Annotated in this window: 30 protein-coding genes; 17 read left to right on the top strand and 13 right to left on the bottom strand. The window is 31.5% G+C overall.

Going from position 1 to position 26857, the window contains the following annotated elements; translation table 11 throughout:
- Positions 1-2 precede the first annotated feature (2 nt).
- The 5 genes from ACKTTR_RS05495 to ACKTTR_RS05475 all read left to right on the top strand — a co-directional run bounded on the left by ACKTTR_RS05495 (position 3) and on the right by ACKTTR_RS05475 (position 4591).
- A complete protein-coding gene (locus ACKTTR_RS05495) occupies positions 3-557 on the top strand; it encodes a GNAT family N-acetyltransferase (protein ID WP_408026878.1) in 555 nt (184 codons plus the stop codon).
- Positions 558-1111: 554 nt separating this feature from the next.
- Positions 1112-2128: a TQO small subunit DoxD gene (locus ACKTTR_RS05490; RefSeq protein ID WP_408026877.1), complete on the top strand. Its 1017-nt coding sequence runs from the start codon at positions 1112-1114 to the stop codon at positions 2126-2128.
- A gap of 194 nt (positions 2129-2322) precedes the next feature.
- Positions 2323-2766, top strand: a complete 444-nt coding sequence (locus ACKTTR_RS05485) for a DUF6892 domain-containing protein (protein WP_408026876.1) — start codon at positions 2323-2325, stop codon at positions 2764-2766.
- A gap of 35 nt (positions 2767-2801) precedes the next feature.
- Positions 2802-4064: a hypothetical protein gene (locus ACKTTR_RS05480; RefSeq protein ID WP_408026875.1), complete on the top strand. Its 1263-nt coding sequence runs from the start codon at positions 2802-2804 to the stop codon at positions 4062-4064.
- Between the two features lie 14 nt (positions 4065-4078).
- The gene (locus ACKTTR_RS05475; protein ID WP_408026874.1) at positions 4079-4591 is read left to right on the top strand and encodes a M23 family metallopeptidase; all 513 of its coding nucleotides are present in this window, start codon (positions 4079-4081) and stop codon (positions 4589-4591) included.
- 3 nt (positions 4592-4594) lie between these two features.
- On the opposite strand, the gene ACKTTR_RS05470 is transcribed toward ACKTTR_RS05475, so the two are convergent.
- The 3 genes from ACKTTR_RS05470 to ACKTTR_RS05460 form a co-directional block, all read right to left on the bottom strand.
- Positions 4595-4819, bottom strand: coding sequence for a hypothetical protein (locus tag ACKTTR_RS05470; RefSeq protein WP_099216474.1), 225 nt, complete (start codon positions 4817-4819; stop codon positions 4595-4597).
- Positions 4806-6194, bottom strand: coding sequence for an MATE family efflux transporter (locus tag ACKTTR_RS05465; protein ID WP_408026873.1), 1389 nt, complete (start codon positions 6192-6194; stop codon positions 4806-4808). Before ACKTTR_RS05465 ends, ACKTTR_RS05470 begins: the two co-directional genes overlap by 14 nt.
- Positions 6195-6321: 127 nt before the next feature.
- Complete coding sequence (locus ACKTTR_RS05460; protein WP_408026872.1) at positions 6322-6885, bottom strand: fasciclin domain-containing protein; 564 nt, start codon at positions 6883-6885, stop codon at positions 6322-6324.
- Positions 6886-7042: 157 nt separating this feature from the next.
- Between ACKTTR_RS05460 and tpx the strand changes: the two genes are divergently transcribed.
- From tpx to ribB, 6 genes are all read left to right on the top strand, one after another.
- Complete coding sequence (gene tpx, locus ACKTTR_RS05455; protein WP_408026871.1) at positions 7043-7540, top strand: thiol peroxidase; 498 nt, start codon at positions 7043-7045, stop codon at positions 7538-7540.
- A gap of 6 nt (positions 7541-7546) precedes the next feature.
- The gene (locus tag ACKTTR_RS05450) at positions 7547-7927 is read left to right on the top strand and encodes a diacylglycerol kinase family protein (RefSeq protein ID WP_408026870.1); all 381 of its coding nucleotides are present in this window, start codon (positions 7547-7549) and stop codon (positions 7925-7927) included.
- Positions 7928-7954: 27 nt separating this feature from the next.
- The gene (locus ACKTTR_RS05445) at positions 7955-10423 is read left to right on the top strand and encodes a DNA translocase FtsK (protein ID WP_408026869.1); all 2469 of its coding nucleotides are present in this window, start codon (positions 7955-7957) and stop codon (positions 10421-10423) included.
- A 39-nt stretch (positions 10424-10462) separates the two neighbouring features.
- The gene (locus ACKTTR_RS05440; RefSeq protein WP_408026868.1) at positions 10463-11116 is read left to right on the top strand and encodes a LolA family protein; all 654 of its coding nucleotides are present in this window, start codon (positions 10463-10465) and stop codon (positions 11114-11116) included.
- Positions 11117-11209: 93 nt separating this feature from the next.
- Positions 11210-12682 (top strand): LptF/LptG family permease, encoded by a 1473-nt coding sequence (locus tag ACKTTR_RS05435; RefSeq protein ID WP_408026867.1) that lies wholly within the window; start codon positions 11210-11212, stop codon positions 12680-12682.
- Positions 12660-13802, top strand: coding sequence for a 3,4-dihydroxy-2-butanone-4-phosphate synthase (ribB, locus tag ACKTTR_RS05430; protein ID WP_408026866.1), 1143 nt, complete (start codon positions 12660-12662; stop codon positions 13800-13802). Before ACKTTR_RS05435 ends, ribB begins: the two co-directional genes overlap by 23 nt.
- Positions 13803-13897: 95 nt before the next feature.
- On the opposite strand, the gene ACKTTR_RS05425 is transcribed toward ribB, so the two are convergent.
- Positions 13898-14080: a hypothetical protein gene (locus ACKTTR_RS05425; protein ID WP_408026865.1), complete on the bottom strand. Its 183-nt coding sequence runs from the start codon at positions 14078-14080 to the stop codon at positions 13898-13900.
- A 577-nt stretch (positions 14081-14657) separates the two neighbouring features.
- Between ACKTTR_RS05425 and ACKTTR_RS05420 the strand changes: the two genes are divergently transcribed.
- A complete protein-coding gene (locus ACKTTR_RS05420; RefSeq protein WP_408026864.1) occupies positions 14658-14933 on the top strand; it encodes a hypothetical protein in 276 nt (91 codons plus the stop codon).
- A gap of 89 nt (positions 14934-15022) precedes the next feature.
- On the opposite strand, the gene ACKTTR_RS05415 is transcribed toward ACKTTR_RS05420, so the two are convergent.
- From ACKTTR_RS05415 to ACKTTR_RS05400, 4 genes are all read right to left on the bottom strand, one after another.
- Positions 15023-15946 carry an AraC family transcriptional regulator gene (locus ACKTTR_RS05415; protein WP_408026863.1) on the bottom strand — a complete coding sequence of 308 codons (924 nt, stop codon included), beginning with the start codon at positions 15944-15946 and terminating at the stop codon, positions 15023-15025.
- Positions 15933-16466: an alpha/beta hydrolase gene (locus tag ACKTTR_RS05410; protein WP_408026862.1), complete on the bottom strand. Its 534-nt coding sequence runs from the start codon at positions 16464-16466 to the stop codon at positions 15933-15935. The genes ACKTTR_RS05415 and ACKTTR_RS05410 overlap by 14 nt, the downstream gene beginning before the upstream one ends.
- A gap of 360 nt (positions 16467-16826) precedes the next feature.
- Positions 16827-17135 (bottom strand): hypothetical protein, encoded by a 309-nt coding sequence (locus ACKTTR_RS05405; protein WP_408026861.1) that lies wholly within the window; start codon positions 17133-17135, stop codon positions 16827-16829.
- Positions 17122-18435: an NAD(P)/FAD-dependent oxidoreductase gene (locus ACKTTR_RS05400; RefSeq protein ID WP_408026860.1), complete on the bottom strand. Its 1314-nt coding sequence runs from the start codon at positions 18433-18435 to the stop codon at positions 17122-17124. The genes ACKTTR_RS05405 and ACKTTR_RS05400 overlap by 14 nt, the downstream gene beginning before the upstream one ends.
- 114 nt (positions 18436-18549) lie before the next feature.
- Here ACKTTR_RS05400 and ACKTTR_RS05395 point away from each other — a divergent pair, with 114 nt between their 5' ends.
- Positions 18550-18984 carry a DUF7738 domain-containing protein gene (locus ACKTTR_RS05395; RefSeq protein ID WP_408026859.1) on the top strand — a complete coding sequence of 145 codons (435 nt, stop codon included), beginning with the start codon at positions 18550-18552 and terminating at the stop codon, positions 18982-18984.
- Here the strand turns inward: ACKTTR_RS05395 and ACKTTR_RS05390 are convergent.
- The 4 genes from ACKTTR_RS05390 to ACKTTR_RS05375 form a co-directional block, all read right to left on the bottom strand.
- Positions 18979-19506, bottom strand: a complete 528-nt coding sequence (locus ACKTTR_RS05390; protein WP_408026858.1) for a hypothetical protein — start codon at positions 19504-19506, stop codon at positions 18979-18981. The genes ACKTTR_RS05395 and ACKTTR_RS05390 overlap by 6 nt on opposite strands.
- Positions 19507-19929 carry a secondary thiamine-phosphate synthase enzyme YjbQ gene (locus ACKTTR_RS05385; protein WP_408026857.1) on the bottom strand — a complete coding sequence of 141 codons (423 nt, stop codon included), beginning with the start codon at positions 19927-19929 and terminating at the stop codon, positions 19507-19509.
- A 78-nt stretch (positions 19930-20007) separates the two neighbouring features.
- Entirely contained in the window at positions 20008-21915 is a 1908-nt protein-coding gene (dnaK, locus tag ACKTTR_RS05380; RefSeq protein ID WP_408026856.1) for a molecular chaperone DnaK, read from the bottom strand.
- Between the two features lie 136 nt (positions 21916-22051).
- Positions 22052-22657, bottom strand: coding sequence for an NUDIX hydrolase (locus ACKTTR_RS05375; RefSeq protein ID WP_408026855.1), 606 nt, complete (start codon positions 22655-22657; stop codon positions 22052-22054).
- Positions 22658-22664: 7 nt separating this feature from the next.
- Here ACKTTR_RS05375 and pyrE point away from each other — a divergent pair, with 7 nt between their 5' ends.
- Both pyrE and ACKTTR_RS05365 read left to right on the top strand, forming a co-directional pair.
- Entirely contained in the window at positions 22665-23315 is a 651-nt protein-coding gene (gene pyrE / locus ACKTTR_RS05370; protein WP_408026854.1) for an orotate phosphoribosyltransferase, read from the top strand.
- Between the two features lie 10 nt (positions 23316-23325).
- Positions 23326-23715, top strand: coding sequence for an SRPBCC family protein (locus ACKTTR_RS05365; protein WP_408026853.1), 390 nt, complete (start codon positions 23326-23328; stop codon positions 23713-23715).
- Here ACKTTR_RS05365 and ACKTTR_RS05360 read toward each other — a convergent pair.
- Positions 23710-24447 carry a biotin--[acetyl-CoA-carboxylase] ligase gene (locus ACKTTR_RS05360; RefSeq protein ID WP_408026852.1) on the bottom strand — a complete coding sequence of 246 codons (738 nt, stop codon included), beginning with the start codon at positions 24445-24447 and terminating at the stop codon, positions 23710-23712. The genes ACKTTR_RS05365 and ACKTTR_RS05360 overlap by 6 nt on opposite strands.
- A gap of 86 nt (positions 24448-24533) precedes the next feature.
- On the opposite strand from ACKTTR_RS05360, the gene rsfS reads away from it, so the two are divergent.
- Positions 24534-24902, top strand: a complete 369-nt coding sequence (rsfS, locus tag ACKTTR_RS05355; RefSeq protein WP_047789323.1) for a ribosome silencing factor — start codon at positions 24534-24536, stop codon at positions 24900-24902.
- 25 nt (positions 24903-24927) lie between these two features.
- A complete protein-coding gene (ftsH, locus tag ACKTTR_RS05350; protein ID WP_408026851.1) occupies positions 24928-26853 on the top strand; it encodes an ATP-dependent zinc metalloprotease FtsH in 1926 nt (641 codons plus the stop codon).
- Positions 26854-26857: the final 4 nt, after the last annotated feature.

Raw genomic sequence — 26857 nt, 5'->3', positions numbered from 1 at the left:
CAATGATTATTAGAAAAGCTACTACTAAAGACTCCCAAGAAATTGCTTTTTGTATGCTATTAGCAATGGAAGACATTGTTTATAAATTTATTGGAGAAAATTCTACAGAAAAAGCACTTACCCTTTTAGAATCATTAATTATTCAAAAAAGCAATCAGTACTCTTACGAAAACTGTTGGGTTATAGAAAATGACAATAAAACTATTGCTGCAGCTAACATATATGATGGTGCAGATTTAAAAAAACTTAGAGAACCAGTAGCTGCATTAATAAAAACCATGTTTAATAAAGAACTAACGTACGAATACGAAACGCAGTCTGGTGAGTATTATATTGATTGTATTGGTGTAAATCCTAGCTACCAAGGTAAAGGTGTTGGTTCTAAAGTACTAAAATTTTTAATTGATGAGTATGTCCATAAAAAGAATGAGACATTAGGTCTTTTGGTAGATAAAGAAAACCCAAATGCTAAAAAGCTATATTTAAAACTAGGCTTTAAAGTTATTGGGAACAAAATATTAGCTGGTAAAGAAATGGAACATTTACAGATACAATAACTTTATTAAGAAAATTATAACAAACTATACTCCTTTTATTTTATAAGTTTACGATGTGAGAAAACTTAACAAAATACTAAACACTTCTTCTCTATTCCCTATAATAGGTCTAGTTGTTTTATTGCTTTTTTCTCCTTGTAAAGTTAGAAACTTTATACAAGTAGAACTGAACCTTCCGCTCACCGAAGTTTCAAACAAAAGTCAAACCACCACGAGCAACCTTAGCTGTTATAGTAGTGAAATTACAGATATTTCTCTACTACAAATAATACCTTCTGTTAAAGTTTTTCCTGTTTTTATAAATAGTTTTTTTAACACCTCTTTTCAGTTTGCTGAAGTTTTTCCTAATAAAATAAGAACTAACTATCAAAAAAAGAGACATGTAACATCTTCAGTTCCTCTTTATATTTTATTTAAAAACTTTAAAGGCCACCTTTAGTCCTCCCTCTTCTTAAGAATTACAAATAAAAATAATAACCTACATAATACTTACTTATGTGGCTATCGCTTGTACTATAAACTACGGATAGTATAAGTTTTAATACAAAAACATAATGATTAACAACAATATAAAAAACGATTCAGGGCTTTTGGCTCTGGCAATACGATTAGTTATTGGTTGGACCTATTTCTCTGCTTTTTGGAGAAGAACAATTTTAGCCAATAAACTCGACCCTGAAGTAGCAGGATACATTGGAGAAAAATTCAACCATTTCCTTCCTAATGCATTAGGTATTAAACCTCTTATTCAATACTTAGTTGAAAACCCTGACATTCTTTGGCTAAACATGGTAATATTTACTATTATTGAAGGAATTGTAGGACTATTCATCATCTTTGGTTTATTTACTAGAATAATGAGTATCGGTGTATTCGGTCTCGCTATGGGAATTCTTTTGGGTTCTGGTTGGATAGGAACAACATGCCTTGATGAGTGGCAAATTGGTGTGCTTGGAATAGCAACAGGATATGTACTTTTTTTAACAGGAAGTGGTAAATACTCGCTAGACAACTACTTTATTAAAAATAATCTTTCTTTTACAAAAAAGAAATGGTTTGCATGGTTAGGATCAGGGATCTTACCGATTAAAAACAACATTTTCCCAAGGTTTGTTTTAATAGGATCCTTAACTATTCTAGGAATGACTTTATTCACCAACCAAGTATTTCATGGTGGTGTTTGGGGAACACTTCATAACAAATCGGTTAAACCTAAATTAGAAATAACAGAAGGCAAGATTAATAACGATATACTTTCTTTCAACCTCTTTAGAAGAGAAGGTGTTGATGTATATGGATCGTGGGTTATTGCTATCGAGTTATTTAATCAAAATGGTAATATTGTTATTCAGTACTCACAAAAAGAATTAGCTTCATTAACCGATCAAAACATCTCAAACTACTATGTTGCTAACATAAAATCTAGTAAACATAGTTTGGTTGTTCCTTTAGGAGCCAAAGCAAAAATGACTTTTAGTGATCAAACTTTTTCACAGGTTTCTAACGGAACATATACCCTAAAAATAACAGATATTAGTGGTGCTTTTTGGACACACCAAATAACTAAATAAATCTAAAACGCAATAGTATTGAAACACTATTGCGTTTCTTTCAAAACTTCAATTATTTCCCAAAAACCAACCTTATACTTTTTTTAACAAATTTCATATCGATTGCTTTTTCTTTTATAAATAATTTCACCCAAAAAAGCTATAAAGTGTTTCTTACACTTAACTTCTCATTAAATAAATATAAAAAGTAGACTATGAGCAATCAATTAAATTTTAAAGAATTAAACTTTAAACTAGCTGTAATTAACGAGTTAATGTACGTTCAAGAAGTGTTACAACCTAAATTAGATGTATATGAGTTTATAGAAAAACAACGGGACTTAACTTCTTCAGAAGCTTATGATATTATTGAAGAAGAAGGCTATGAAATAATTCCTGAAGTACTGGAATACTTTAAAAACTTAGAACTTACTTCTGAAATGGTTGAAAACATTGAAGAACTAAACATGGATGGTGGTGACGAAATCTATGGTCAAATTACCCCTTTTTGGAACGGTGAAGATGATGTGTTTAGTGTGAACTCTGCTGTTGATTCTACATTACTACCGAACCTAAAAAGGATTTCTCTTCTTTATAGCGAAAATGATTCTTTATTAGAAGAATTTCAAGAAAAAGGAATTGAAGCTGATTGGCTTTAAGAAAGTAAAAACATATTTAAAAGTAAAAGTATATAATGGAAACTAGTAAAGCAAACGACAAAGAAATACAACAAGAATGGTGTAACATCGGCGAAACATACGCTACTGAGGTTAACAAAATGGTTGCTTTTGATGAAGAATACGGTTGGGAGAATTGGAAAGGTAAAGAACCAGAAGACAATCGCGACCATTTAGCTGATGTCGTGGTACAAAAGTTAAGAGAAGCCAATAAAACTGGACATATTGAAGAGTTCAGAAAACAATATCCGCCCGCTCATACTCCGTTAATAAAATATTTTAAAGAGAAAGGACAAAGCATTGAACAACTATGTTTTATTGAAGACGAAAAAATTATTTTCATTGTTGGTAGCTCATATCAAAAGAGACAAGCATATATTCTAGACAATAAAACACTAATCAAATTAGACGATACTATTGAAGTTATTGGAAAGTCTCATCAAAATAACATTTTTGCAGTTAAAACACCTGGTATATTAATTACTCGTAAAGAATGGGATGGAGAGATTATCGAAACATTTGAATTAGGCGACATAAATAAAATAGGTATTTCAAATATGACTCCTTTTAACGATGGCAAAAAAGTACTTGTCACAACCTCTGAAGGGATATATCTTATTTCTAAAAACAAGACACATATGATACATCCTGAACCTGATTTAGAAGATGAAGAATGGGATTCGTATATAGCTATGGAAAACGCTGCTTTATCAAACGATAATCAATATATTGTAGTAGGCGATCAATCTTTTGACCATCGAGTAATGGACAGCGAAGGAAATCAAATTGGAGAAATAGGTCCACAATCTTCTTATCCTCATTTTTGTATTTTTTCTAAAGACGACAAACAACTTATTACAAATTCTTGCCATTTTTATAACGGAATTACTATTGGCGTAGACGCTGATAACTTAAATGGAATAGAAGTTGAATCTTATGTAGATGAAGCCGATAACTTTAAAGTTATTGATGATGAAATGAGAGTTTATGTTGGTACAACCACTAAAGATTACTATATCTTAGGAGATGCATACGGGTATATTAAAGCGTTTGACAAAAACGGAAATTGTATTTGGAGGCATTTTTTAGGATCTACCATAAGTGGTATTGCAATTTCTGATGATGAACAAACTTTATGGGTAGGTTCTTACACTGGGTTTGTTCACAAATTAAGGCTAGGTAAAGGACATAGAGATACACACACAATAGGTAATGGAAATCATTACGAAGATTTCAGATTAATTCTTTGGAAAGGAGAAGAAACAGAACTTTGGTGGTAAAACTATAAAACAACATGTTTAAAATAAAAAAGAAACTACTTACTCTTTTAATAATTCTATTAACAGGCTTTTTAATTCCTCAAAACTTAAAAATGCCTGTTAATGGAGCTACCAAATCTGATTATAATCCAAAATCATTTTGGTATTACCCTTGGGGAAAATCAGTTACCCATAAAGGGGTTGATATTTTTGCTAAGAAAAATACTAAAGTCACCTCTTCTACTCTCGGAGTAGTTTTATTTTCTGGAAAAATAAGTATGGGCGGAAATACCGTAGTAGTTCTAGGTCCAAAATGGAGGTTACACTACTATGCACATTTAGAAGATGTAAAAACAACTTCTTTAACTTTTGTAAATAACAATTCGGTAATTGGAACTGTTGGTACGAGTGGAAATGCCGCTGGAAAAGCTCCACATTTACACTACTCTATATTTCCTCTAATACCTTATGTGTGGAAGATTGATTCAGACAAACAAGGATGGAAAAAAATGTTTTATCTAAACCCTATTGATTATTTAGAAAATTAGTTCTTATTCTAATCCTTCCATTTCAGCATCATAAAACAATCCTGCTGCTTCAATTAACCCTTCTAACTCATTAGCTAAGTCTTGTTCATTTTCGTTAGACAAGTCTTCAAACCACTCAATTTCATCATCTTTTAAATTGATTAAAAAACGAGGGTACTCAGTATGTAAAACAAAAATATCTTCTGGATGTTCGCTATTATCAGCTAATAAAAATTTAGGTAAGTTCATGGTGTTTTGTTTTAATCAATTGTAAAGTTAATTTATTAAATCGTATAAAAAGTAAAATTGATGCTGTGGTTAACCCTGCTAGTAAACCTAACCAAATACCAAAGCTACCATACATTTCTTCTGAGCCGAAGAAAAAACTAATAGGAAAACCTACTACCCAATACGATATAAAAGTAATTAATGTAGGTATTTTTACATCTTGTAAACCACGTAAAGCTCCTAACATTACCACTTGTATACTATCACTAATTTGAAAAATTGCCGCAGCAATTAATAAGTTTGCTGCTATACTCATTACTTCCATATTATCTGCATAATTTTCAGCATCGCTTAAATCAACATATAAATTTGGTAATGATTTATGGAAAACAAAGAAGAAAGTAGCAAATACAATCGCCAATATAGTTCCTAAGAAAAAGATTGAAAATGCTATTCTTCGTAATTCTTTATAATTTTTTAACCCTTTTTGATTTCCTACTCTAATCATAGAAGCTACGCTTAAACCTGTTGCTACCATAAACGTCATAGAAGATAAATTCAATGCTATCTGATTTGCTGCTTGAGGGTTTTTACCCAACAATCCACTTAACCAAATTGCCGCTGTAAAAATTGCTACTTCAAAAAACATTTGCATAGCACTTGGTGTTCCTAAATTTATGATTTTTCGAATCATCAAAGTATCTAAAACAAAAAACTTGATATTAGTAACCAAACGTTTTGAACGTTCCTTTTTACTTAACAACCACCATAAATATACTACCATTACAAACCTTGATAGTAAAGTTCCGTATGCAGCTCCCACGATGCCTAATTGAGGAAAACCAAACTTACCGTAAATCAGTAAATAATTCAGTAATACATTCAACACATTAGCTATCAATGTTGCATACATTGGATAACGTGTCATTGACATTCCATCACTAAACTGTTTAAATGCCTGGAAAACAATCATAGGAATCAATGAAAAAGCAACCAAATCTAAATAAGGAATCGCCAATTCAACCACTTCTATAGGTTGTTTCATTAAATACATTAATGGTTTAGAAAAAAACACCACTAAAAACAGCATAATTCCCATCATAGTACATAAGAAAAGTCCATGTTTAAATGCAGATTTTGCTTGCGTAAAATTATTAGACGAATCAGCCTCTGCAACCAAAGGTGTTATTGCTGTAGAAAACCCAATACCTAACGACATTGCTATAAACATAAAGCTGTTACCTAATGAAACCGCTGCTAACTCAGCAGTTCCTAGTTGACCTACCATTATATTATCTATAAAACTCACAAAAGTATGACCTAACATACCTAGCATTACTGGAGCAGCAAGTTTTAAGTTGTATTTAAACTCTGAAGTGTATTGTTTAATGTTCAATTTAGTATTCTTTTCAGCTTGCAAAAATACAACTGTTATCTAAAATAATGTAGGGTTATAACAAAATAAAAACCGCTTAAAAAAGCGGCTTCTATAACATCAAAATAATTACACTTTATTCTCGTGCTTACGATTTAGGTAATAAAACACTATTAATTACATGAATTACTCCATTAGATTGGTTTACATCTGCAATAGTAACCTTTGCCTTTCCTCCATTTACGTCAGATATATAAACACTTTCCCCTTTAATCCATGCAGTAATTTTACCACCACTAACTGTTTCTATAGAAGCTTTACCTCCTTTATCTTTTATTAATTTCACTAGTTCGGTTGCACTCCATTTACCAGCTACAACATGGTATTTTAAAATAGTTTGTAATTTCATTTTATTTTCTGGTTTCAATAACATTTCGACTACTCCTTCTGGAAGCTTATCAAAAGCTTTATTTACAGGTGCAAAAACTGTAAAAGGTCCTTTATTTGATAAAACATCTACTAAGTTTGCTGCTTTTACAGCAGCTACCAATGTTGTATGGTCTTTAGAATTTACAGCATTTTGTACAATATTTTTTGATGGATACATTTCTGCACCTCCAACCATTTTTGTTTCTTCTTGTGCCGTAATACTATAGCTGGTAAATAAAGCGATTGCTAAAACGGTTACTTTTAAAAAGTTTAAGGTTTTCATAAATAATGATTTTTAAATTAATATTTCTATTTAATCATACCTACGAAAAAGATTGTCTCTTGGTTTTATAAGAAATTAAAATGCTAAGGAAAACTTAGAATATTCTTATAAGTTATTTAATTATTCTTATTTTTGATTTTCCTAAAACACATATAAAATGGCTTCAATAACTCTAAAAGGTAACACAATAGAAACAATAGGTAACTTACCTGAAACTGGAACTAAAGCAATTGATTTTTCATTAGTTGCAACTGATTTATCTGTTAAGAATTTAGGTGACTTTAGTGGTTCTAAATTAATTTTAAATATTTTTCCAAGTGTCGACACAGGTACTTGTGCTACATCTGTTAGAGAATTCAACAAAAAAGCAGCCAATTTAGAAAACACTAAAGTTTTATGTATTTCTAGAGACTTACCTTTTGCTCAAGGTCGTTTTTGTGGCGCAGAAGGTATTGAAAATGTAATTATGCTGTCTGATTTTGCCGCTGGTCGATTTGGTAAAGACTATGGTTTAGAAATTGTTACAGGACCTTTAGTAGGTTTACACTCGCGTTCTATTGTTATCATTGATGAAAATGGTAATGTAACCTATACAGAACAAGTAAACGAAACTGTAGATGAACCAAACTATGAAGCTGCATTAAAAGCTCTTTAAAAATATATGAAGAACCCGAATGACGGCTTTTTAAAAGGACGCATACGTAGTGTTAAATTTGCAGTAAAAGGAATGTGGTTATTAATAACTACAGAAGATAGCATAAAAGCTCAGCTTACATTTGCTTTAATTGCTACTATCTTCGGATTTTACTTTAATATATCTGCAACAGAATGGATGATTCAAACTTTAGCTATTGGTATTGTTTTAGTAGCCGAAGCCTTAAACACAGCTATTGAAAAAGTAGCTGATTTTATTCATCCAGATTATCATAAAAAAATAGGTTTTATTAAAGATATTGCTGCTGGTGCTCCTGCATTTGCTGCAGTAATATCATTAATTATAGCTGGTATAATTTACCTTCCTAAAATAATAGCTATATTGTAGCGTTCAATTTATTTCTAACAAAAATACATGGCAAAAAAGAAGACAACTGTTCAAAAAAAACAGCCAAAAAAATCTATTATTAAAAGGTTTAAAACCTTTTTTTCAAACAGACAAAACCAAACTATTCTTGGTTTTTTTCTGTTACTGTTTTCTATATTTTTAACTGTTGCTTTTATTTCATTTTTCTTCTCTTGGCAAGAAGACCAAAGCACATTAAATCAATTTGCTGACAGAACGATTCCTACCAAAAATTTACTAGGAAAAATAGGCGCCAAACTAAGTAACTTTCTTGTATATAAAGGTTTTGGCTTAGGAGCCTTCATAATCCCTCTAACATTATTTTTAACAGGTGCTAGAATTTTACTACAAACCAACCTAAAAAAAATTATCACTTCTTGGAATTGGGCTATTCTTATTATGCTTTGGTTTGCTACAGCTCTTGGTTTTGTAGAAAAAAAGCATGCACTATTGTCTGGTGTCATTGGTTTTGAATTAAATGAATATCTACAAACTTTCTTAGGTAAAACAGGACTAGCTATTTTACTCATCTTCTTCTTAGTTGCATACCTCATCATCCGTTTTAGTATTACTCCTGAAGCAATTAGCGAAAAAGTAAAAGTTAATAAAGAGAAAAAGGCTAATGCTATAAAAGACACTCCAAAAGTTAACAGAAACGACTCTACTATTGTAAATGATACTGATGTTAACACCAATTCTGAAGTTTCTAAAACAGAAGAAGCTAAAAAAGATAAATCAGACTTTGAATTATCTCTAGAAAATTTACAGCCAACTATTTCTAACTATTCTGGTGTTGATGAAACTTCAAATAAAGAAAAGAGGGAAGAGATTTCTTTAGATATTACTCAAAATAGTGAGCCTATAACAAATATATCAGAAGACAGCAAAAAAGAAGTAGAAGTTGCTATTGAAAAAATTGCAGAAGAAAAGAGTGTTTCTGAAAACTTATCTGATCAATTAATAAAAGATTTTGGAGAATTTGATCCTACTTTAGAATTAGGAAATTTTAAATTTCCTACTTTTAATTTACTAAAAGAATACAACGAGAGTATTTCTGTTGACCCTAATGAACTTGAAGCTAAGAAAAATCAAATTGTAGAAACTTTAAAAAACTACAAAATTGGTATTGCACAAATAAAAGCAACAGTTGGTCCAACCATTACCTTATATGAAATTGTACCTGAAGCAGGAGTTCGTATTTCAAAAATTAAAAACTTAGAAGACGATATTGCTCTATCACTTTCAGCTTTAGGAATACGTATCATTGCTCCTATCCCTGGAAAAGGAACTATTGGTATTGAGGTACCAAATAAAAAAGCAACTATCGTATCTATGCATTCGGTAATTTCTTCAAAGAAATTCCAAGAATCACCAATGCAACTTCCTATTGCTTTAGGTAAAACTATTTCAAACGAAACTTTCGTTATCGATTTAGCTAAAATGCCTCACTTACTAATGGCTGGTGCTACAGGGCAAGGTAAATCGGTAGGGTTAAATGCTATTCTAACATCACTACTATACAAAAAGCACCCTGCTGAAGTAAAATTTGTATTGGTCGACCCTAAGAAAGTAGAATTAACACTATTCAATAAAATAGAACGTCATTACTTAGCAAAATTACCAGATGATTCTGAAGCTATTATTACCGACACTACTAAAGTAGTCAATACATTAAACTCTTTATGTATTGAAATGGATAATCGTTACGACTTGCTTAAAAATGCTATGGTTCGTAACATTAAAGAATACAACGCTAAGTTTAAGGCTCGAAAACTAAATCCTGAAAACGGACACCGCTTTTTACCATATATTGTATTAGTAATTGATGAATTTGCTGATTTAATTATGACTGCTGGTAAAGAAGTAGAAACCCCTATTGCTCGTTTAGCTCAATTAGCGCGAGCCATTGGTATCCATTTAATTGTAGCAACACAACGTCCTTCGGTTAATGTAATTACAGGTATTATAAAAGCAAATTTCCCTTCTAGAATTGCTTTTAGAGTAACTTCAAAAATTGACTCTAGAACTATTTTAGATGCTCCGGGGGCAGATCAGTTAATTGGTCGAGGTGATTTATTATATTCAGGAGGAAATGATATTATACGTATTCAATGTGCTTTTGTAGACACACCTGAAGTAGAAAAAATTACTGATTTTATTGGCTCTCAACGTGCATATCCAGAAGCTTATTTACTTCCAGAATACGTGGGCGAAGAAGGTGGCACAAATCTTGATGTTGATATTGCGGACAGGGATAAACTGTTCAAAGAAGCAGCTGAAGTTATTGTTACTGCACAACAAGGTTCGGCATCGTTATTGCAACGTAAATTGAAGTTAGGTTACAACCGTGCAGGTAGGTTGATAGATCAATTAGAAGCTGCTGGTATTGTAGGACCTTTTGAAGGTAGTAAAGCACGACAAGTACTTGTACCAGATTTAATTGCCTTAGAGCAATTGTTAGAGAGTGAAAAGAATTAATAATTATAAACTATTCCGAAAGTGGAAATAAGAAAGACGATGAAAAAAATAGGATTATTATTTATTGGATTATGTATTAGCATTAGTGCTATGGGACAAACAAATTCTTCTGAAGCAAAAAAATTGCTAGACGAAGTTTCAAATAAGATGGGTACCTACAGAAACATGGTTATTGGTTTTAACTCTTCTTTAATAAATAGAGAAGCTGGTATTACTAACGACCCACCAATTAGAGGAAAGATTACCTTATCTGGGGAAAAATACAACTTAGATTACCTTGGAAATACCTTTATTTTTGATGGAGAAAAATTAGTTGTTATTAACCAAGACGAAAAAGAAGTTAGTATTAACAATGGTAATTTAGATGAAGAAGACGGTTTTATTTACCCTTCTAAACTATTAACCTTTTACAAAGAAGGATATAATTACCAAATGGGAGCATTAAAAAATAGTAACGGACGTAAAGTTCAGTACATAGATCTTACTCCTATTGACAGTAACTCTGATATTGTAAAAGTACAATTAGGTATAGATGCTAAAACAAAGCACATATACAAGTTAATACAAATAGGTTCTAATGGTGCTGAAACTACCTTTACTATTACTAAGTTTAAAAGTAACCAACCTATATCTGCTCAACTTTTTTCTTTCGATAGAACTAGGTATGCTAAGCAAGGGTACTATATCGACTAAAAAATTACATAAAAGTTTTGTTACTGGTTTACTTAAAAAATCATTAACAAAACTTTTGTGTTTATATGCCACTAACCTACTACCTTTGCATCTGTGAAAACATTAGACAGATATATATTAAAAAGATTTTTAATTCCCTTTTTAGCAACCTTCTTTATCATCTTATTTGTACTGGTAATGCAGGCATTATGGTTGGCTTTTGATAATTTTGCCGGTAAAGGTATTGGTATTGGAATAATTTTAAAATTCTTGTGGTATACCACTCTCCTTGTAGCTCCTCAAGCCTTACCTATTGGTGTTTTACTGTCTTCTATTATGACACTGGGTAGTTTATCTGAAAACTACGAGTTTGCAGCCGCAAAATCTGCAGGTGTTTCCTTACAACGTATGGTACGCCCTATTATTTTTTTAGCTATCTTTTTAAGTGGTATCAACTTTTTGTTTCTTAATTATGTATACCCATATGCAATGCTTAAGCAATTGAACATGAAGGTAAACATTAAAAAGAAGCAACCTGCCATTGCTTTAGTTGCTGGAAGTTTTAATACTGAGATACCTAACTTTCAAATAAAGTTTAAAGAGAAATATGGTGAAGACGACAACCTTTTAAAAGAAGTAATGATTTATGACTTATCTTCAAAAAAAGGAAACAATAAAATTATTACCGCAAAAAGTGGTGAAATTCTTTCAGAAGAAGGCAGTCGTTATATGACTTTAGTTTTAGAAGATGGTTACTACTTTGAACATCATTTAAAAAATGGAGCTTCCTTTAAAGAGAGAGAAAAAATGCCTGCTTCATATGCCGATTTTGAAAAGTACACCATTAATATTGATATTTCTTCTTTTAGTAATGACGACTTAGAAGAAGAGAAATATAAAACAAACTACAACATGTTAAGTTTGGCTCAATTAAAAGATACTTTGCCAACCTTGAAGCAAAACTATGATGCTTTTGTTCACAGTAGAGCTAAAAACTTATTTTTAAGTATTGATGTAGAGGATTTACATCAGTATCCTGACTCATTGATTAATAAGGACCTTTCATTAGATATTCTTGAAAACTTTGAATTAAAAGAAAAACGAAATATTCTCTCTGTAGCTACTTCTAAATTAGAACGTACAATAAACAACAACAAGTCTAATAAAGACACCTTAAAAAACAAACGAAAGTATTTAAACCTATACGATATTGAGTTTTACAATCGTGTAGCCTTTTCACTTTCTTGTTTATTACTCTTCTTTATTGGAGCGCCTTTAGGTTCCATTATAAGAAAAGGAGGAATGGGACTGCCTATGATTTTGGCTATCGGTATTTACGTTTTATACTTCTTCTCCAACACTTTTGGAAGAAACTTAGCTGAAGAAAGTTCACTTACAGCTATTACTGGCTCTTGGCTAAGTGTATTTTTAATGCTACCTTTGGCTATAACTTTAACTGTTAGAGCTACCAAAGACAAAGGACTATTTGATATTAATAGTTTTCTTGCTCCAATACGAAACTCTGTAAAAAACTTATTCTCTAAAAAGAGAAAACCACAACATAATGACAACACAAACTCCAACTAATATTCAATTAAACACAATTGAAGAAGCTATAGAAGACATTAAAAACGGTAAAGTTATTATCGTAGTTGATGATGAAGATCGTGAAAATGAAGGTGATTTTTTAGCTGCTGCTGAAAAAATTACTCCTGAAATGATCAACTTTATGGCAACCCATGGTCGTGGATTAATATGTACCCCATTAACTGAAACTCGTTGTAAAGAGTTAGAGTTAGGAATGATGGTTAATAACAACACCGACCCTATGGAAACTGCTTTTACCGTATCAGTGGATTTACGTGGTAATGGTGTTACTACTGGTATTTCTGCTTCAGATAGAGCCAAAACCGTACAAGCTTTGATAAATCCTAACACTAAACCTTTTGATTTAGCTAGACCAGGACATATCTTCCCTTTAAAAGCTAAAAATGGAGGTGTATTACGTAGAACTGGACATACTGAAGCTGCTATTGATTTTGCACGTTTAGCTGGTTTAGAACCTGCAGGAGTTATCGTTGAAATCATGAATGAAGACGGTACTATGGCACGCTTGCCTCAACTAATGAAAGTTGCTAAAAAATTCGATTTAAAAATCGTTTCTATTGAAGATTTAGTAGCTTATAGAATGGAGCATGATTCGTTAATTGAAAAGAAAGAAGACTTTAATATTCAAACTCGTTTTGGTGATTTCCGCCTTCGTGCTTATCAACAAACTACCAATAACCAAGTGCACATTGCCTTAACTAAGGGTACTTGGAGTAAAAACGAACCTATTTTAACTCGTGTAAACTCTACTTTGGTTAACAACGATATTTTAGGAACCTTAACTAACAACGCTGATAAAAAGCTTGACCAAATGTTTAAGGTTATTAATGATGAAGGAAGAGGTGCTATTTTGTTCATTAATCAACAAATGCAAGCATTGAACTTATTAAATAGACTTCGCATTTTAAAAGAAAACCAAGCTAAAGGAGAAATGAAAGCTCCAAATGTAGTTATGGACAACAAAGATTTTGGTATTGGTGCACAAATTTTGCACGATTTACACATTCACAAACTACGTTTAGTTTCTAACACCAAACAAACCAAACGTGTAGGAATGATTGGTTACGGACTAGAAATTGTTGATTATGTAAACTACTAATCACGTAATAATACAAAAAACTAAAAAAGTCACCGTTTTAAAACGGTGACTTTTATTTTAATACATATTTCTATATTAAAATATTATTCTCAATATTAACATTCACAGTGAGACCAATCTAAACCATATTTTTCCAATTGATCCTGTATATAGTAATTTCTATCTCTCCAACTAGAACGGCAAAAATCGTTGCAATCTAAAAACATTCTCCCTCCTTTAATTTCTTGTTGATCTTTTCTGTTTAATCTTTTTCCTAAATTTAAAACTTGTTTTTTCATAATAATTATAATGATTTAATTAAATTGATTAAATCCTTGAACATTTTTATAGACACTCAAGGTTCATGTCTATCTTCTCGCGAAAGAATTCTTATTAGGTCTAAAAATAACATTTTTTTTTAAACAATTTACTCTTAACTATTTAAATATAGTAAAGATAAATTTCAATAATTACAGATCTAAATGACCTAGTAATAAAGTTTTTTTTAAAATAAGGTCTATAAAACTACTACTAATCACAGCATAAAAACAAAAATCACAAAAGGTTACTTCATTTTCAATCAATCATATTAGTTAACTAACATTAACTATACAACAAGTAATTTATTTACACCTATTCTTATTAAATAGTGATTCTTACTCCTCTTACGCAAGAAAAGATACTCGGTTTGAGGTATCATCTCGATGATAATTAAACATCTTTTATGTTTATTTTCTTATATTTGACTCAATAAAAATTGCTATAAATTCCTTCCTATTTGTTATTAAAGAATATAATAGTAGTTTTTATTATGCTCGTATGTTAGTAGTATATGAGAATAAAAAATGAAAAGAAAATTTAATCAAAACAAAAAATATGTTAGAAATATTAGCAATCGTTTTTTTAGGTAAAAAAATAGCTGAATTAGCAGAAGAAAAAGGAGAAAACCCTAAAAAGTGGAGAGGTATAATGATTGGCTCTTGGTTTGGAACAGAAATCTTAGGCTTAGTAATATTTGCCTCTACTGTTGGAATAAGTGATGATACTATTTTTCCTTTGGCTATTACAGGCATAGCTTGTGGTTTAGCTAGTTATTTTGTTGTTAGAAGCATCTTAGCTTCAAGACCCAATGCTTTGAAAGAATTATCTTAAAAACAAAAAGGTTAAACTTTAACTGTAAAAAACTTATAATTCGTAGCATCCTGAAGGATGCTACGAATTATATATAACTATGACATTTTCTATTCCACAGGAATACAAATATCTACTATACATTTACCTTCTGGGTGTTCATTAGGGTTATTGTAAAAAATCTCATACGGATCTTGGTCAGCTTTTTTAAAACCATGTTCACTCATCCACACAAAACTACTTTCCCATGCTTGCTGAAATTCTGACGGAGTAATTTCTAAACGAGATACTACGCATTTTGCTTCTGGTATATCTTTTATACTTACTTCTCCTTCAGTTTTCACCTCTGTGTTTAAAGTTAAACAAACACTCATTCTTATTTTGTCTTCATCAGTAATTTTCGGACTATCATGATATACCGTTAACATTCTTAAATTTTCCTGCTGCATTAACCCTTTAGGATAGGCCCACTTCATTAGTTTGTCATAAGCATTTTCTACTGCATCCATTTTTCCTTGATGTGTTAAGTAGGCCACTTTTAAGGTTGGCATTTTTTTTACTTCAGTTTTAGCTTTCATTTGCATCCATTTTAAGTTTGTATGTATGTTACAAATGTATTGCTCAAACTGTGTTTCTATTTTTCCATTCTTGCTTTCTGTTTTACAAATCTTGCTATATTTAGATGGGCTTTCTTTTTTAAATTCAGCAGGACTCATTCCGTAAAACTTTTTAAAAGCCCTTGAAAATGATGACAAGGTTGCAAAACCTACTATTTCGGATACTTCTGTTACCGTTTTATTTTTTTTATTTAGTAAAAAAGAAGCTGCCTTTTCTACCCTCTTTCTTGTTATAAAATCATTAACCGTTTCTTTAGTCACGGCTTTAAAAAGTCTATGAAAATGATATGGAGAGAAATAGGCCTTTTCCGCTATTTCTTCTAAAATAAGTTTCTTTTCTAAATTCCCTTCAATAAAATCAATTGCTTTACTTATACGTATAGCTGTTTTGTTAGGTATTTTTTCAGACAATTTCATAACTATTCTTTATTTGTAAACATAACTTTATGGCAAACTCTTCTTCCTTATACATCTCATGAGTTTTCTGTGGAATTATATTATAACTTACTTTTATATTTTTAAGCCAGTTATCATTTGGCTTGTAAATATCTTTTCCTCCATAAAAAAGTGCTATTTCCCCTTTGGGCTTTTCTGTTTCATAACGTAATCTAGTAGCAGAAACCGCATACAATCTCTCAAAATTCAATCCTTTTAAACAGGCTTTCCAAGCTATAGTTCCTCCTATACTAAAAGCTAAAACTGTAAGTTGTCCTTTTTCTAGCTCTATTAAATTTTTAACTGCCTTTTCTATTCCTCCATTTAGAAAAAAATTATGTCTTTCTACTTCTGATAAATCTTTTTTTGACATTTCAGCTAATTCACAACTACTATAAAATGTAACCTTAAAATCATTAGACAACATATCTACATACAAAGAAACCCAACTAACATCTTTAGCTCCCCAAATATCTGATAAAATTATTAGTCGATTTTTCATGTGCTGCTATTCTTTTTTTGCAAGACTAAAAATACAAAGCCTCCTGTAAAATATAAAACAACATCTAATACATCTGCTGTATACCTTACATAATATTTAGGCAATATAAACTCAAATAATACAGAATATAATACACATATATAAAGTATTAATCCTAAAGAAATTTGATAACTCTTATCGCTTCTGCTCCACTGTAAAATGAATAAACATATTGTTAATACAATAGGTATTATTAAAAAATCGTTCACATAATTATTAATGAAAGAGGGAAGTTTTACACTAAGCTTTTGTGCAGTGTAAATTAGACTTCCTATTACTATCGAAACTATAAAATAATATGTAAGTATCTTTTTCTGCACACTATCCTGCTGCCACCATAGCTATAAACCATGCTATTAAAGCACCAATAGCACTGACTAATAAATATGCTGAATATAAAACCCAACCAATAACACGATACAGCCAAAATGGATGTTTTTTAAATCGTTCTGCCAAATTAGGATTCTCTATTTCATGTTTCGCTTTTTTAAGTTCTTCTTGTTTATATGCTACAACTTTTTGTTCTTGTTTTTTTTCAAAAGAAATTAATGTATTGCAATTTTTACAGTAATCTCTATTCTTATTAAAAACTCCGCAATTTGGGCATTTAACATTTCTAGTAACTGCCATTTTCCTGTTCTTTAAAACTATACTTATTTTTCTTTTTATAAGGACGAATAATAAGCCTTGTTTCTCTATCAAATCGCACGTAGTTATACACCCAATTCATAAACACAACTGCTTTATTTCTAAATCCGATAAGTGAGAATAAGTGTACAAACATCCAAATAAACCAAGCAAAAACGCCTTGAAATTTCCAACTCGGTAAGTCTACTACTGCTTTATTTCTTCCAATAGTAGCCATGGAACCTTTATCGTTATACACAAATGCTTTTTGTTTTTTATTCTCTAATTTCGCTAAAACGTTTTCCCCTACTAACCTACCTTGTTGAATGGCTGGTTGCGCCATCATAGGATGCCCTCTTTCATAGTCTTTGGTTTCCATACATGCTACATCTCCAATAGCATATATATTATCATAACCAATTACTTTGTTGTATTCATCTACTTTAAATCGATTAGCTCTTTCAACTACGCATTCTTCATTTAAACCATTAACAGCAGCTCCTTTTACTCCTGCTGCCCAAATAACTGTTTGTGCTTTAAAATGATCTTCTCCATTTGTAGTAACAGTTTCTCCATCGTAATTAATCACACGAAGGTCTTTCCATACATCTACACCTAACTTTATTAAGAAGTCTTCTGCTTTTTCAGAAGCTTTATTACTCATTCCTTTTAATAACTCACCCGAGCTTTGAATAAGGTTTATTTTCATTTGTCGAATATCCAAATCTGGATAATCTTTAGGTAAAATACCTTTTTTCATTTCTGCTAAAGCACCAGCTAACTCTACACCTGTTGGACCACCTCCTACAATAACAAAATTCATTAATGCTCTTCGCTTTTCTAAATCGGTAACCAATAATGCTTCTTCAAAGTTTTCTAAAACTAAACTACGAATATTCAATGCCTGCGGAACCGATTTCATTTCCATAGCGTGTTTTTGAATATTTGTATTTCCAAAAAAGTTTGTTGTTGATCCGGTGGCGATAATCAATTCATCATACTCTAAGTCCCCTATCGTAGTTTCTATATAGTTTTTTTCTGCGTGTATTTGAGTAACTTTTGCCAACCTAAAGAAAAAGTTTTCTACATCGTTAAATCTTTTTCTCAGAGGAAACGCGATACTATCAGGTTCCAATCCACCTGTGGCTACTTGATATAGTAAGGGTTGGAAAGTATGGTAATTGTGTTTATCTATTAAAACTACCTGTAATTCTTGGTTTTCTAAAGCTCTTGCGGCTGCCAATCCTGCAAATCCTCCTCCTATAATTATTACTCGGGGAAAACTTGTTTGAGGTATGTTCATTATTTATTAGGGTTTTATATCTAATTAGCAAATTTAACTAAAAGAGAAAGGAGTTAGTTAAAATTTATTTTTTAGTTTTACGTTAAACCCCCGTTAATCAAATCAGGAACTGTTATGTTTAATTTTTTTAAGAAGAAAAAAGTAGCGAATTTAACTATAGTATGTGATACAGACATTATTCATATTAATAGTAAGCCTCTTACATTCCCCACTAATTATAGCACTTTGGTTGAAGTTTTAGGTCAACCTAGTAGAGAGTTAAAGAAAAGTAATGACTATATTATTTGGGATACGCATGGTATTTTTTGCGGGTATACTGAAAAAGATAATATTTTATCTATAAATATTTATCAGAATAAAAAAGATAGAAGTGAGTACAACACCAAAAAACAGTTTAAAGGAAGACTTTTTTTAAATAATGAAGAAATCACAAACAATGAGTTCGGCAAAATTCCTCTAGGTAAAGTAGCCATTCACAGACTTGGTAGGGAGAGTGACACCCGTTTTGGATTTAGTATTGGTGTTAACAGGGATTACAAAGATTTATAATTCTAACTTTACTTGTTGTAGAGTTTTGTTGGTTGTTATTAGTTTATTGATTATTTTTTTTCTTAAAATATCAATATCCTCTTCATAATAGCGTGCCCACTTATACTCTTTAAATAAAGTTTGAATTTGCTTTAAACGCTGATGTGCAAACTCTGAGGTCATTAAAAATTGATTGCTTTCAACATCACTTCGAACTCTTTTTATACTTGCCTTAGCTTTTGTATAATCTACTTCTAAATAGAATACCTTGTCAGTACTATTTAGTGGATAAAAGCTTGACCAATTTGCGTATCCTACATAATACTTTTGATTTTTATAATTTTCTATTCCCTGAATCTTCCAGCGACAATTGGCAACTCTACCCCAGTGATTTGAATAACGAAAAACTCCATCTTCTGTATAATAGTAATAGCTTCCTGATTTACTTTGAAAATGAGCTTTCATATCATCAAAAAAATTGATTTTTTGCATTTCAAACTCACAATACGTACTTCTGTAAAAGTTGAATTTATGATACTTCATTTAATTTCCAAAAGCTGTTAATACTATTTTTCTTCTTCCTCCATAATTTCTATGCTCTCCTAAATACACTCCTTGCCAGATCCCTAAATTGAGTTTACCGTTGGTTATCGGAATTTGTACCTGACATCCTAACATAGAACTTTTAATGTGTGCAGGCATATCATCTGCTCCCTCATAATCGTGTTTATAGTATGGCATATTTTCAGGAATCATTTTGTTGATATGTGATTCGAAATCCATTCGAACAGTAGGATCTGCATTTTCGTTAATAGTTAAACTTGCAGATGTGTGCTTTATAAACACTTGTAACTGCCCTATCTCAATATTTTTAAGTTCAGGAAGAGCTTCTAACAAAATGTCTGTAATTAAATGATAGCCTCTATCAAATAATGGTAATTGAATTTCTTTTTGGTAAAACTGCATAGTACAAAAGTAAAAAAGCCACTGAACATATTCAGTGGCTTTTTATTTTATCTAGTTTTAGAAATAAACTTTAGAAAATTATTTTACTTCTTCGAAGTCTACATCTTCTACATTATCTCCACTTTCTGATGAAGCTCCTGCATCAGCACCACCTTGCGCACCAGCTCCATTAGCTTGTGCATCTTGCTGTGCTTTGTACATTTCTTCAGAAGCTACTTTCCAAGCTTCATTAATCTTTTCCATTGCAGCATCAATAGCAGCAATATCTTTAGATTCGTGTGCTTTCTTTAATTCTTCTAAAGCAGCTTCGATTGGTTCTTTTTTATCTGCTGATAATTTATCGCCAAACTCTTTTAATTGCTTTTCCGTTTGGAAAATCATAGAATCTGCTCCGTTAATTTTATCTGCAGTTTCTTTTGCTTGCTTATCTGCTTCAGCATTTGCTTCAGCATCAGCTTTCATCTTTTCGATTTCTTCATCTGTTAACCCAGAAGAAGCTTCAATACGGATGTTTTGAATTTTCCCTGTTGCTTTGTCTGCTGCAGATACGTTGATGATTCCGTTTGCATCGATATCAAAAGTTACTTCAATTTGAGGAACTCCTCTTGGTGCTGGTGGAATATCTGTTAATTGGAAACGACCAATTGTTTTGTTATCTGCTGCCATCGCTCTTTCACCTTGTAATACGTGAATATCTACCGAAGGTTGGTTATCTACTGCTGTAGAGAATACTTGCGACTTTTTAGTTGGAATAGTTGTATTTGCATCGATTAACTTTGTAAATACGTTCCCCATAGTTTCAATTCCTAATGATAAAGGTGTTACGTCTAATAATAATACGTCTTTTACATCACCTGTTAACACTCCTCCTTGAATTGCTGCTCCTAATGATACAACCTCGTCTGGATTTACACCTTTACTTGGCGCTTTACCAAAGAACTTCTGAACTGCTTCTTGAATTGCAGGAATACGAGTTGAACCTCCTACTAAGATAATCTCATCGATATCAGAAGTTGATAAATCAGCATTTTTTAACGCTGTTTGACAAGGCTCAATAGTTCTTTTTACTAAATCGTCGATTAATTGCTCAAACTTAGCTCTACTTAACGTTCTTACCAAGTGTTTTGGTCCACTAGCTGTAGCAGTAATATATGGTAAGTTAATTTCTGTAGAAGTTGTACTTGATAATTCAATCTTAGCTTTTTCAGCAGCTTCTTTTAAACGTTGTAATGCCATAGGATCTTTACGTAAATCCATATTCTCTTCAGCATTAAACTCATCTGCTAACCAGTTAATGATTTTTTCATCTACATCATCACCTCCTAAGTGAGTATCTCCATCAGTAGCTAATACTTCAAATACTCCATCTCCTAATTCTAAAATAGAAACATCATGTGTACCTCCACCAAAGTCAAATACTACAATTTTCTTATCTTCACTTGCTTTGTCTAATCCATAAGCTAATGCCGCTGCAGTTGGTTCGTTAATAATACGACGAACTTTTAATCCTGCAATTTCTCCTGCTTCTTTAGTTGCCTGACGTTGTGCATCGTTAAAGTATGCAGGTACTGTAATTACAGCTTCAGAAACTCCTTGACCTAAGTAGTCTTCAGCAGTTTTTTTCATTTTCTGTAATATCATTGCAGAAATTTCTTGAGGTGTATACATACGATCATCAATCTTAACTCTTGGTGTATCGTTATCTCCTTTTACTACCTCATAAGGAACTCTATCTGCCTCTTTTTGAGACTCAGAATATTTATTTCCCATAAAACGTTTAATAGAATAAACTGTTTTAGTTGGGTTTGTTACAGCTTGACGCTTTGCAGGATCTCCTACTTTACGCTCTCCTCCTTCAACAAATGCAACAATAGAAGGGGTTGTTCTTTTTCCTTCTGCATTTGGAATTACTACTGGCTCATTACCTTCCATTACAGACACACATGAGTTCGTAGTACCTAAATCTATACCTATAATTTTACTCATAATCTTTATTTATCTTTTTTAAAGTTTTAAATTCAATTTTACGAGTAGTATTAGTCAAAGTGTATGCCAATGGTTTTTTACCTATATTTTGACAGAAAAAGATGTAAAACAAGTCGTTTTTTATGACAGAGTGTCATTAATCGATATTATTTAGATGAGATTCATAGACCATTATTATGTTAGCAAATGTATTCTGTAATGCTTCATTTGTTTCTTTCTTATCTTTAAACTCTGCTTTTGTAATCCCCTCTTCTAATTGAGGAATTAAACTTCCTTCATAATTAGAAAACATTAAATACCAATGTGTTTCTTTTAATCGATATTCATTTTGTTGCATGAATAAATGATAAGTAACGAGTAGTTTTCGGTTAATAATTAGTTTTTCAATACCACATTCTTCTTCAACTTCTCTTATAGCTGCTTCCTCTAAATCTTCTCCTTCTTCTACACGTCCTTTAGGTAAATCCCATTTATTTCCTCTGTAAATAAATAGTATTCTTTTGTTTTCATTTAAAACTAATCCTCCAGCTGCAGTAATTACTTTAAACTTAACTTTAAAGCCTATCCAGTCTTCAATTAAGTTATTAGAATAGATATAAACACCATCCAATTTACCTACTTTTAACTTGTAAATAAGTTCTTCAATAATTGTATTTTTGTAGATATAAACTGAAAAATCTTCTTCATTTTTAAGTGAAGTTGTAAAGATTATTGGTTTATCATTAACAAAAACTTTATACATTTGCGCTATGGATTTTAACAAAGATACAGCAAAAAAAACTGCCGAGCTTCTTTTGCAAATTAAGGCTATAAAATTGAGCCCTCAAGAACCTTTTACGTGGGCTTCGGGCTGGAAATCACCTATTTATTGCGATAACAGGATTACTTTATCATACCCTCCTGTTAGAAACTTTTTAAAACAAGAAATTGCTAAACTAGTAGAAGAAAAACACGGTAAACCTGATGTTATTGCAGGTGTTGCTACTGGTGCTATTGCTATTGGTATACTAGTTGCTCAAGAACTAGGAGTGCCTTTTGTGTATGTTAGACCCGAACCTAAAAAACATGGTAGACAAAACCAAATTGAAGGACATATAGAAAGCGGTCAAAACGTAGTAGTAATTGAAGATTTAATTAGCACAGGAAAAAGTAGTTTAAATGCTGTAAAAGCATTGAAAGAAGCACATGCCAATGTAAAAGGAATGATTGCTATTTTTTCTTACGGATTTAATATTGCCACAGAGAATTTTAAAAACGATAAAGTAGAACTTACTACTTTGAGTAATTATGAGCATTTATTAGAACAAGCTTTAGATAGTAAATATATTACTGGCGAAGAACTTCGAACTCTAGAAGATTGGAGAATTGCCCCTAGTGAATGGAACCAAAACGATAAATAACAGCACAATAATGAATATAGAAGGAAATACAGTTACTGTAAAAAAATCATCTAAAGATTTATTTGAATTTCTAATCAAATTAGAAAACTTTGAACAACTAATGCCTGAAAACACTCAAAAATTCGAGGTTGATGGTGATAGCTTTATTTTTGGTTTAAAAGGTATGCCAGAAATTCGTTTAATAATGAAAGAAAAGACTGAGTACTCTAATGTTACTTTAGGTGCTGCAAGTAGCAAGTTACCTTTTACATTAGCTGCTGATATTAGTGAAATTAGCGATAATGAAAGCCAAGTTACTTTAAAATTCAATGGTGAATTTAACGCAATGATGGCAATGATGGTTAAAGCTCCATTAACTAAGTTTATTGGTACCCTAACTGAAAATTTAGAAAAACTATAAAGTAGCAAACGAAACTTCTTTCAAGCCAAATTCTTGAATTGTTTCGTTTTCTAACTCAATTTGGAGGCTTCCACTTTTTGAAACTCCAATAATTTTACCCATAAATAAAATGTTCTGGCTGTTTTTAAACATTGTTGGAACATTTTTTTTATACAACACTTTTAAATAAGCTTCTTCTAATAAATCATATTCTTTTTTTTCTAGAAACGTAAAGTAATCTTTTAGCTTCTTTAAAATGCTTTCTAGCAATGTCTCTAAGTCAAACTCTTTGCCCAAAATCTTTTTCACGGAAGAAGCATTAGGTAAATTTTCGGGAAATAAATCTTGGTTTACATTAATTCCAATCCCTACTACTGACGACACAATCTTGCTCCCTTTCAAGGTATTTTCAATTAAAATACCTCCCAGCTTTTTATTTCCTGACAGAATGTCGTTAGGCCATTTTATCGCCAAACTTGGTAAATCCAACTCTTTTAATGCTTCAAAAACACTTAGTGAAACACAGAAATTCAAATACTTATGATTTTCTACATCTAAGCTTGTAAAGCTAGAAAACACACTAAAAGTAAGGTTTTTTCCTTCTTCAACAACCCATTCAGAATTCATTTGTCCTCTACCCTTTGTTTGAGTTTTAGCAACTACAATTGTAAAATCATCAACTACCACTTTTGACACCATATTCTTCAAAAAAGTATTGGTAGAGTCGATGGCATTAAGTTTGATTATTTTCATGTAGATTTAGCGTGTAAAACAAGTATCAATATTACATAAATTACTCGCAAAAAAATAATAACTTTGCTAAAACTTAATTTTTTTTAATGACAATAAAACAAACAAACACAGACGATCTTTTAGCTGTGATTATTAAAGGGATTGATGATGTAAAAGGAGAGGATATCCAATTACTAGATTTAAGGGAGATAGAAAACACTGTTTGTGATTATTTTGTAGTTTGTTCTGCCAACTCGAACACACAAGTTAATGCCATTTCGGGCTCTGTACAAAAAATAGTAAGTAAAGAACTTAAAGATAAACCTTGGCATATTGAAGGACAAGGAAACTCTGAATGGGTTCTTATGGATTACGTAAACGTTGTTGTACATATCTTTCAAAAACAAGTTCGTGAATTTTACGACATTGAAAGCCTTTGGGGAGATGCAAAAATTACAGAAATCAACCCAGCATAATTGCTAACACTTTATACACCTTTTTATGAGTGATAATAAAAAAAACGCGCCAAAATTTAGTTTCAGTTCATTTTGGCTATACATACCAATAATAGTTATCTTACTAGGATTAAGTTTTTTTAATTCTGGCAACTTAGGTTCTCGTAATATTACAAAAAACGAGTTTACAGAAATTCTTCAAGCAAACGACATTAAAGAAATTGTTGTAGAAAACAATAATGTTGCACAAATTTTTTTAAAGCCTGAAGCAGAGAAGAAAGAAAAACACAAGAAACTAGCGGACTCTCCTTTTTACAGAAAAGGATCTCCTCTTTACACATATAACTTTGGTGATTTACAAAACTTTGAAAATGAAATCAACAAAGAAAAAGAAGAAAAAAATCTTGATTTCGACAAGGTAAATGTAGAAAGAACTAGTATGATGGATACCATCATTAGCTTCCTTCCTTTCATTTTATTGATTGTTATTTGGCTTTTCTTTATGAGAAGAATGTCTGGAGCTGCTGGAGGCGGTGGTGCTGGAGGACAAATTTTTAACATTGGTAAATCTAAAGCTAAACTTTTTGACGAAAATACTAAGGTTAAGACTACATTTAAAAATGTAGCAGGTTTAGAAGGTGCAAAAGAAGAAGTTCAAGAAATTGTTGACTTCTTAAAAAGCCCAGAAAAATACACCAAATTAGGAGGTAAAATTCCTAAAGGTGCTTTACTAGTAGGACCTCCTGGTACAGGTAAAACTTTATTAGCAAAAGCTGTTGCTGGTGAAGCTGGAGTTCCTTTTTTCTCTTTATCTGGTTCAGATTTTGTTGAAATGTTTGTTGGAGTTGGTGCCTCTCGTGTACGTGACTTATTTAAACAAGCACAACAAAAATCTCCTTCAATTATTTTTATTGATGAAATTGATGCTATTGGACGTGCCAGAGGTAAGAACAGCATGACAGGTGGTAATGATGAGCGTGAAAATACTCTAAATCAATTATTAACTGAAATGGATGGTTTTGGTACTGATACAAATGTTATTGTATTAGCTGCAACTAACCGTGCAGATGTATTGGACAAAGCCTTAATGCGTGCTGGTCGTTTTGACCGTCAAATTTATGTTGACTTACCAGATTTACACGAACGTAGAGAAATTTTTGAAGTTCATATTAAACCTTTAAAATTAGCTGCAAATGCCGATTTAGAATTTTTAGCACAACAAACACCAGGTTTCTCTGGTGCTGATATTGCTAATTTATGTAACGAAGCTGCCTTAATTGCTGCTAGAAATGGTAAAGAAGCTATTGAGCATCAAGATTTCTTAGATGCTGTTGATAGAATCGTAGGTGGTTTAGAAAAGAAAAATAAAGTGATTACTCCTAAAGAAAAGAAAGTAATTGCTTTTCATGAAGCAGGTCATGCAACCGTTAGTTGGATGTTAGAACACGCGGCTCCATTAGTTAAAGTAACTATTGTTCCTCGTGGTCAATCATTAGGAGCTGCTTGGTACCTTCCTGAAGAAAGAAAAATTGTTCAAACAGAACAAATGCTTGATGAAATGTGTGCTACTATGGGAGGTAGAGCTGCTGAAAAATTAATTTTTAATAAAATTTCAACTGGAGCGTTAAGTGATTTAGAAAAGGTTACTAAACAAGCTCGAGCTATGGTTACTGTTTATGGTTTAAATGACAAAGTAGGTAATGTTACTTATTATGATTCATCAGGAAACGATGCCTTTGTAAAACCATATAGTGAGGCAACTGCACAAAAAATTGATGAAGAAATTTCTGAAATAATAGAAAACCAATACAAAAGAGCCATTAATATACTAGATCAGAACAAAGATAAGTTAACTGAACTAGCTGATTTATTACTGGAAAAAGAAGTTATCTTCAAAGATGACTTAATAAAAATCTTTGGTGACAGACCTTTTGGAAAGGAAGAAAAACCTCAAGTTACAACAGAAGAATAGTTTT

The sequence above is a fragment of the Tenacibaculum litoreum genome, from assembly GCF_964513915.1.
In the GTDB taxonomy this organism is placed as follows: Bacteria; Bacteroidota; Bacteroidia; order Flavobacteriales; family Flavobacteriaceae; genus Polaribacter; species Polaribacter litoreum.
Note: the sequence above shows the minus strand (reverse complement) of the source record. Positions and strands in the feature narration are given on the sequence as shown.

What these genes read in the sequence shown, in the direction of transcription:
- ACKTTR_RS05360 (WP_408026852.1), bottom strand. Translation starts at nt 24,447, where the DNA reads ATGAAAATAATCAAACTTAATGCCATCGACTCTACCAATACTTTTTTG.
- ACKTTR_RS05445 (WP_408026869.1), top strand. Translation starts at nt 7,955, where the DNA reads ATGGCAAAAAAGAAGACAACTGTTCAAAAAAAACAGCCAAAAAAATCT.
- pyrE (WP_408026854.1), top strand. Translation starts at nt 22,665, where the DNA reads ATGGATTTTAACAAAGATACAGCAAAAAAAACTGCCGAGCTTCTTTTG.
- ACKTTR_RS05410 (WP_408026862.1), bottom strand. Translation starts at nt 16,466, where the DNA reads ATGAAAAATCGACTAATAATTTTATCAGATATTTGGGGAGCTAAAGAT.
- ACKTTR_RS05365 (WP_408026853.1), top strand. Translation starts at nt 23,326, where the DNA reads ATGAATATAGAAGGAAATACAGTTACTGTAAAAAAATCATCTAAAGAT.
- rsfS (WP_047789323.1), top strand. Translation starts at nt 24,534, where the DNA reads ATGACAATAAAACAAACAAACACAGACGATCTTTTAGCTGTGATTATT.
- ACKTTR_RS05395 (WP_408026859.1), top strand. Translation starts at nt 18,550, where the DNA reads ATGTTTAATTTTTTTAAGAAGAAAAAAGTAGCGAATTTAACTATAGTA.
- ACKTTR_RS05495 (WP_408026878.1), top strand. Translation starts at nt 3, where the DNA reads ATGATTATTAGAAAAGCTACTACTAAAGACTCCCAAGAAATTGCTTTT.
- dnaK (WP_408026856.1), bottom strand. Translation starts at nt 21,915, where the DNA reads ATGAGTAAAATTATAGGTATAGATTTAGGTACTACGAACTCATGTGTG.
- ACKTTR_RS05460 (WP_408026872.1), bottom strand. Translation starts at nt 6,885, where the DNA reads ATGAAAACCTTAAACTTTTTAAAAGTAACCGTTTTAGCAATCGCTTTA.
- ACKTTR_RS05415 (WP_408026863.1), bottom strand. Translation starts at nt 15,946, where the DNA reads ATGAAATTGTCTGAAAAAATACCTAACAAAACAGCTATACGTATAAGT.
- ACKTTR_RS05470 (WP_099216474.1), bottom strand. Translation starts at nt 4,819, where the DNA reads ATGAACTTACCTAAATTTTTATTAGCTGATAATAGCGAACATCCAGAA.
- ACKTTR_RS05405 (WP_408026861.1), bottom strand. Translation starts at nt 17,135, where the DNA reads ATGGCAGTTACTAGAAATGTTAAATGCCCAAATTGCGGAGTTTTTAAT.
- ACKTTR_RS05425 (WP_408026865.1), bottom strand. Translation starts at nt 14,080, where the DNA reads ATGAAAAAACAAGTTTTAAATTTAGGAAAAAGATTAAACAGAAAAGAT.
- ACKTTR_RS05450 (WP_408026870.1), top strand. Translation starts at nt 7,547, where the DNA reads ATGAAGAACCCGAATGACGGCTTTTTAAAAGGACGCATACGTAGTGTT.
- ACKTTR_RS05485 (WP_408026876.1), top strand. Translation starts at nt 2,323, where the DNA reads ATGAGCAATCAATTAAATTTTAAAGAATTAAACTTTAAACTAGCTGTA.
- ACKTTR_RS05475 (WP_408026874.1), top strand. Translation starts at nt 4,079, where the DNA reads ATGTTTAAAATAAAAAAGAAACTACTTACTCTTTTAATAATTCTATTA.
- ribB (WP_408026866.1), top strand. Translation starts at nt 12,660, where the DNA reads ATGACAACACAAACTCCAACTAATATTCAATTAAACACAATTGAAGAA.
- ACKTTR_RS05490 (WP_408026877.1), top strand. Translation starts at nt 1,112, where the DNA reads ATGATTAACAACAATATAAAAAACGATTCAGGGCTTTTGGCTCTGGCA.
- ACKTTR_RS05420 (WP_408026864.1), top strand. Translation starts at nt 14,658, where the DNA reads ATGTTAGAAATATTAGCAATCGTTTTTTTAGGTAAAAAAATAGCTGAA.
- ACKTTR_RS05375 (WP_408026855.1), bottom strand. Translation starts at nt 22,657, where the DNA reads ATGTATAAAGTTTTTGTTAATGATAAACCAATAATCTTTACAACTTCA.
- ACKTTR_RS05480 (WP_408026875.1), top strand. Translation starts at nt 2,802, where the DNA reads ATGGAAACTAGTAAAGCAAACGACAAAGAAATACAACAAGAATGGTGT.
- ftsH (WP_408026851.1), top strand. Translation starts at nt 24,928, where the DNA reads ATGAGTGATAATAAAAAAAACGCGCCAAAATTTAGTTTCAGTTCATTT.
- tpx (WP_408026871.1), top strand. Translation starts at nt 7,043, where the DNA reads ATGGCTTCAATAACTCTAAAAGGTAACACAATAGAAACAATAGGTAAC.
- ACKTTR_RS05385 (WP_408026857.1), bottom strand. Translation starts at nt 19,929, where the DNA reads ATGCAGTTTTACCAAAAAGAAATTCAATTACCATTATTTGATAGAGGC.
- ACKTTR_RS05390 (WP_408026858.1), bottom strand. Translation starts at nt 19,506, where the DNA reads ATGAAGTATCATAAATTCAACTTTTACAGAAGTACGTATTGTGAGTTT.
- ACKTTR_RS05400 (WP_408026860.1), bottom strand. Translation starts at nt 18,435, where the DNA reads ATGAACATACCTCAAACAAGTTTTCCCCGAGTAATAATTATAGGAGGA.
- ACKTTR_RS05440 (WP_408026868.1), top strand. Translation starts at nt 10,463, where the DNA reads ATGAAAAAAATAGGATTATTATTTATTGGATTATGTATTAGCATTAGT.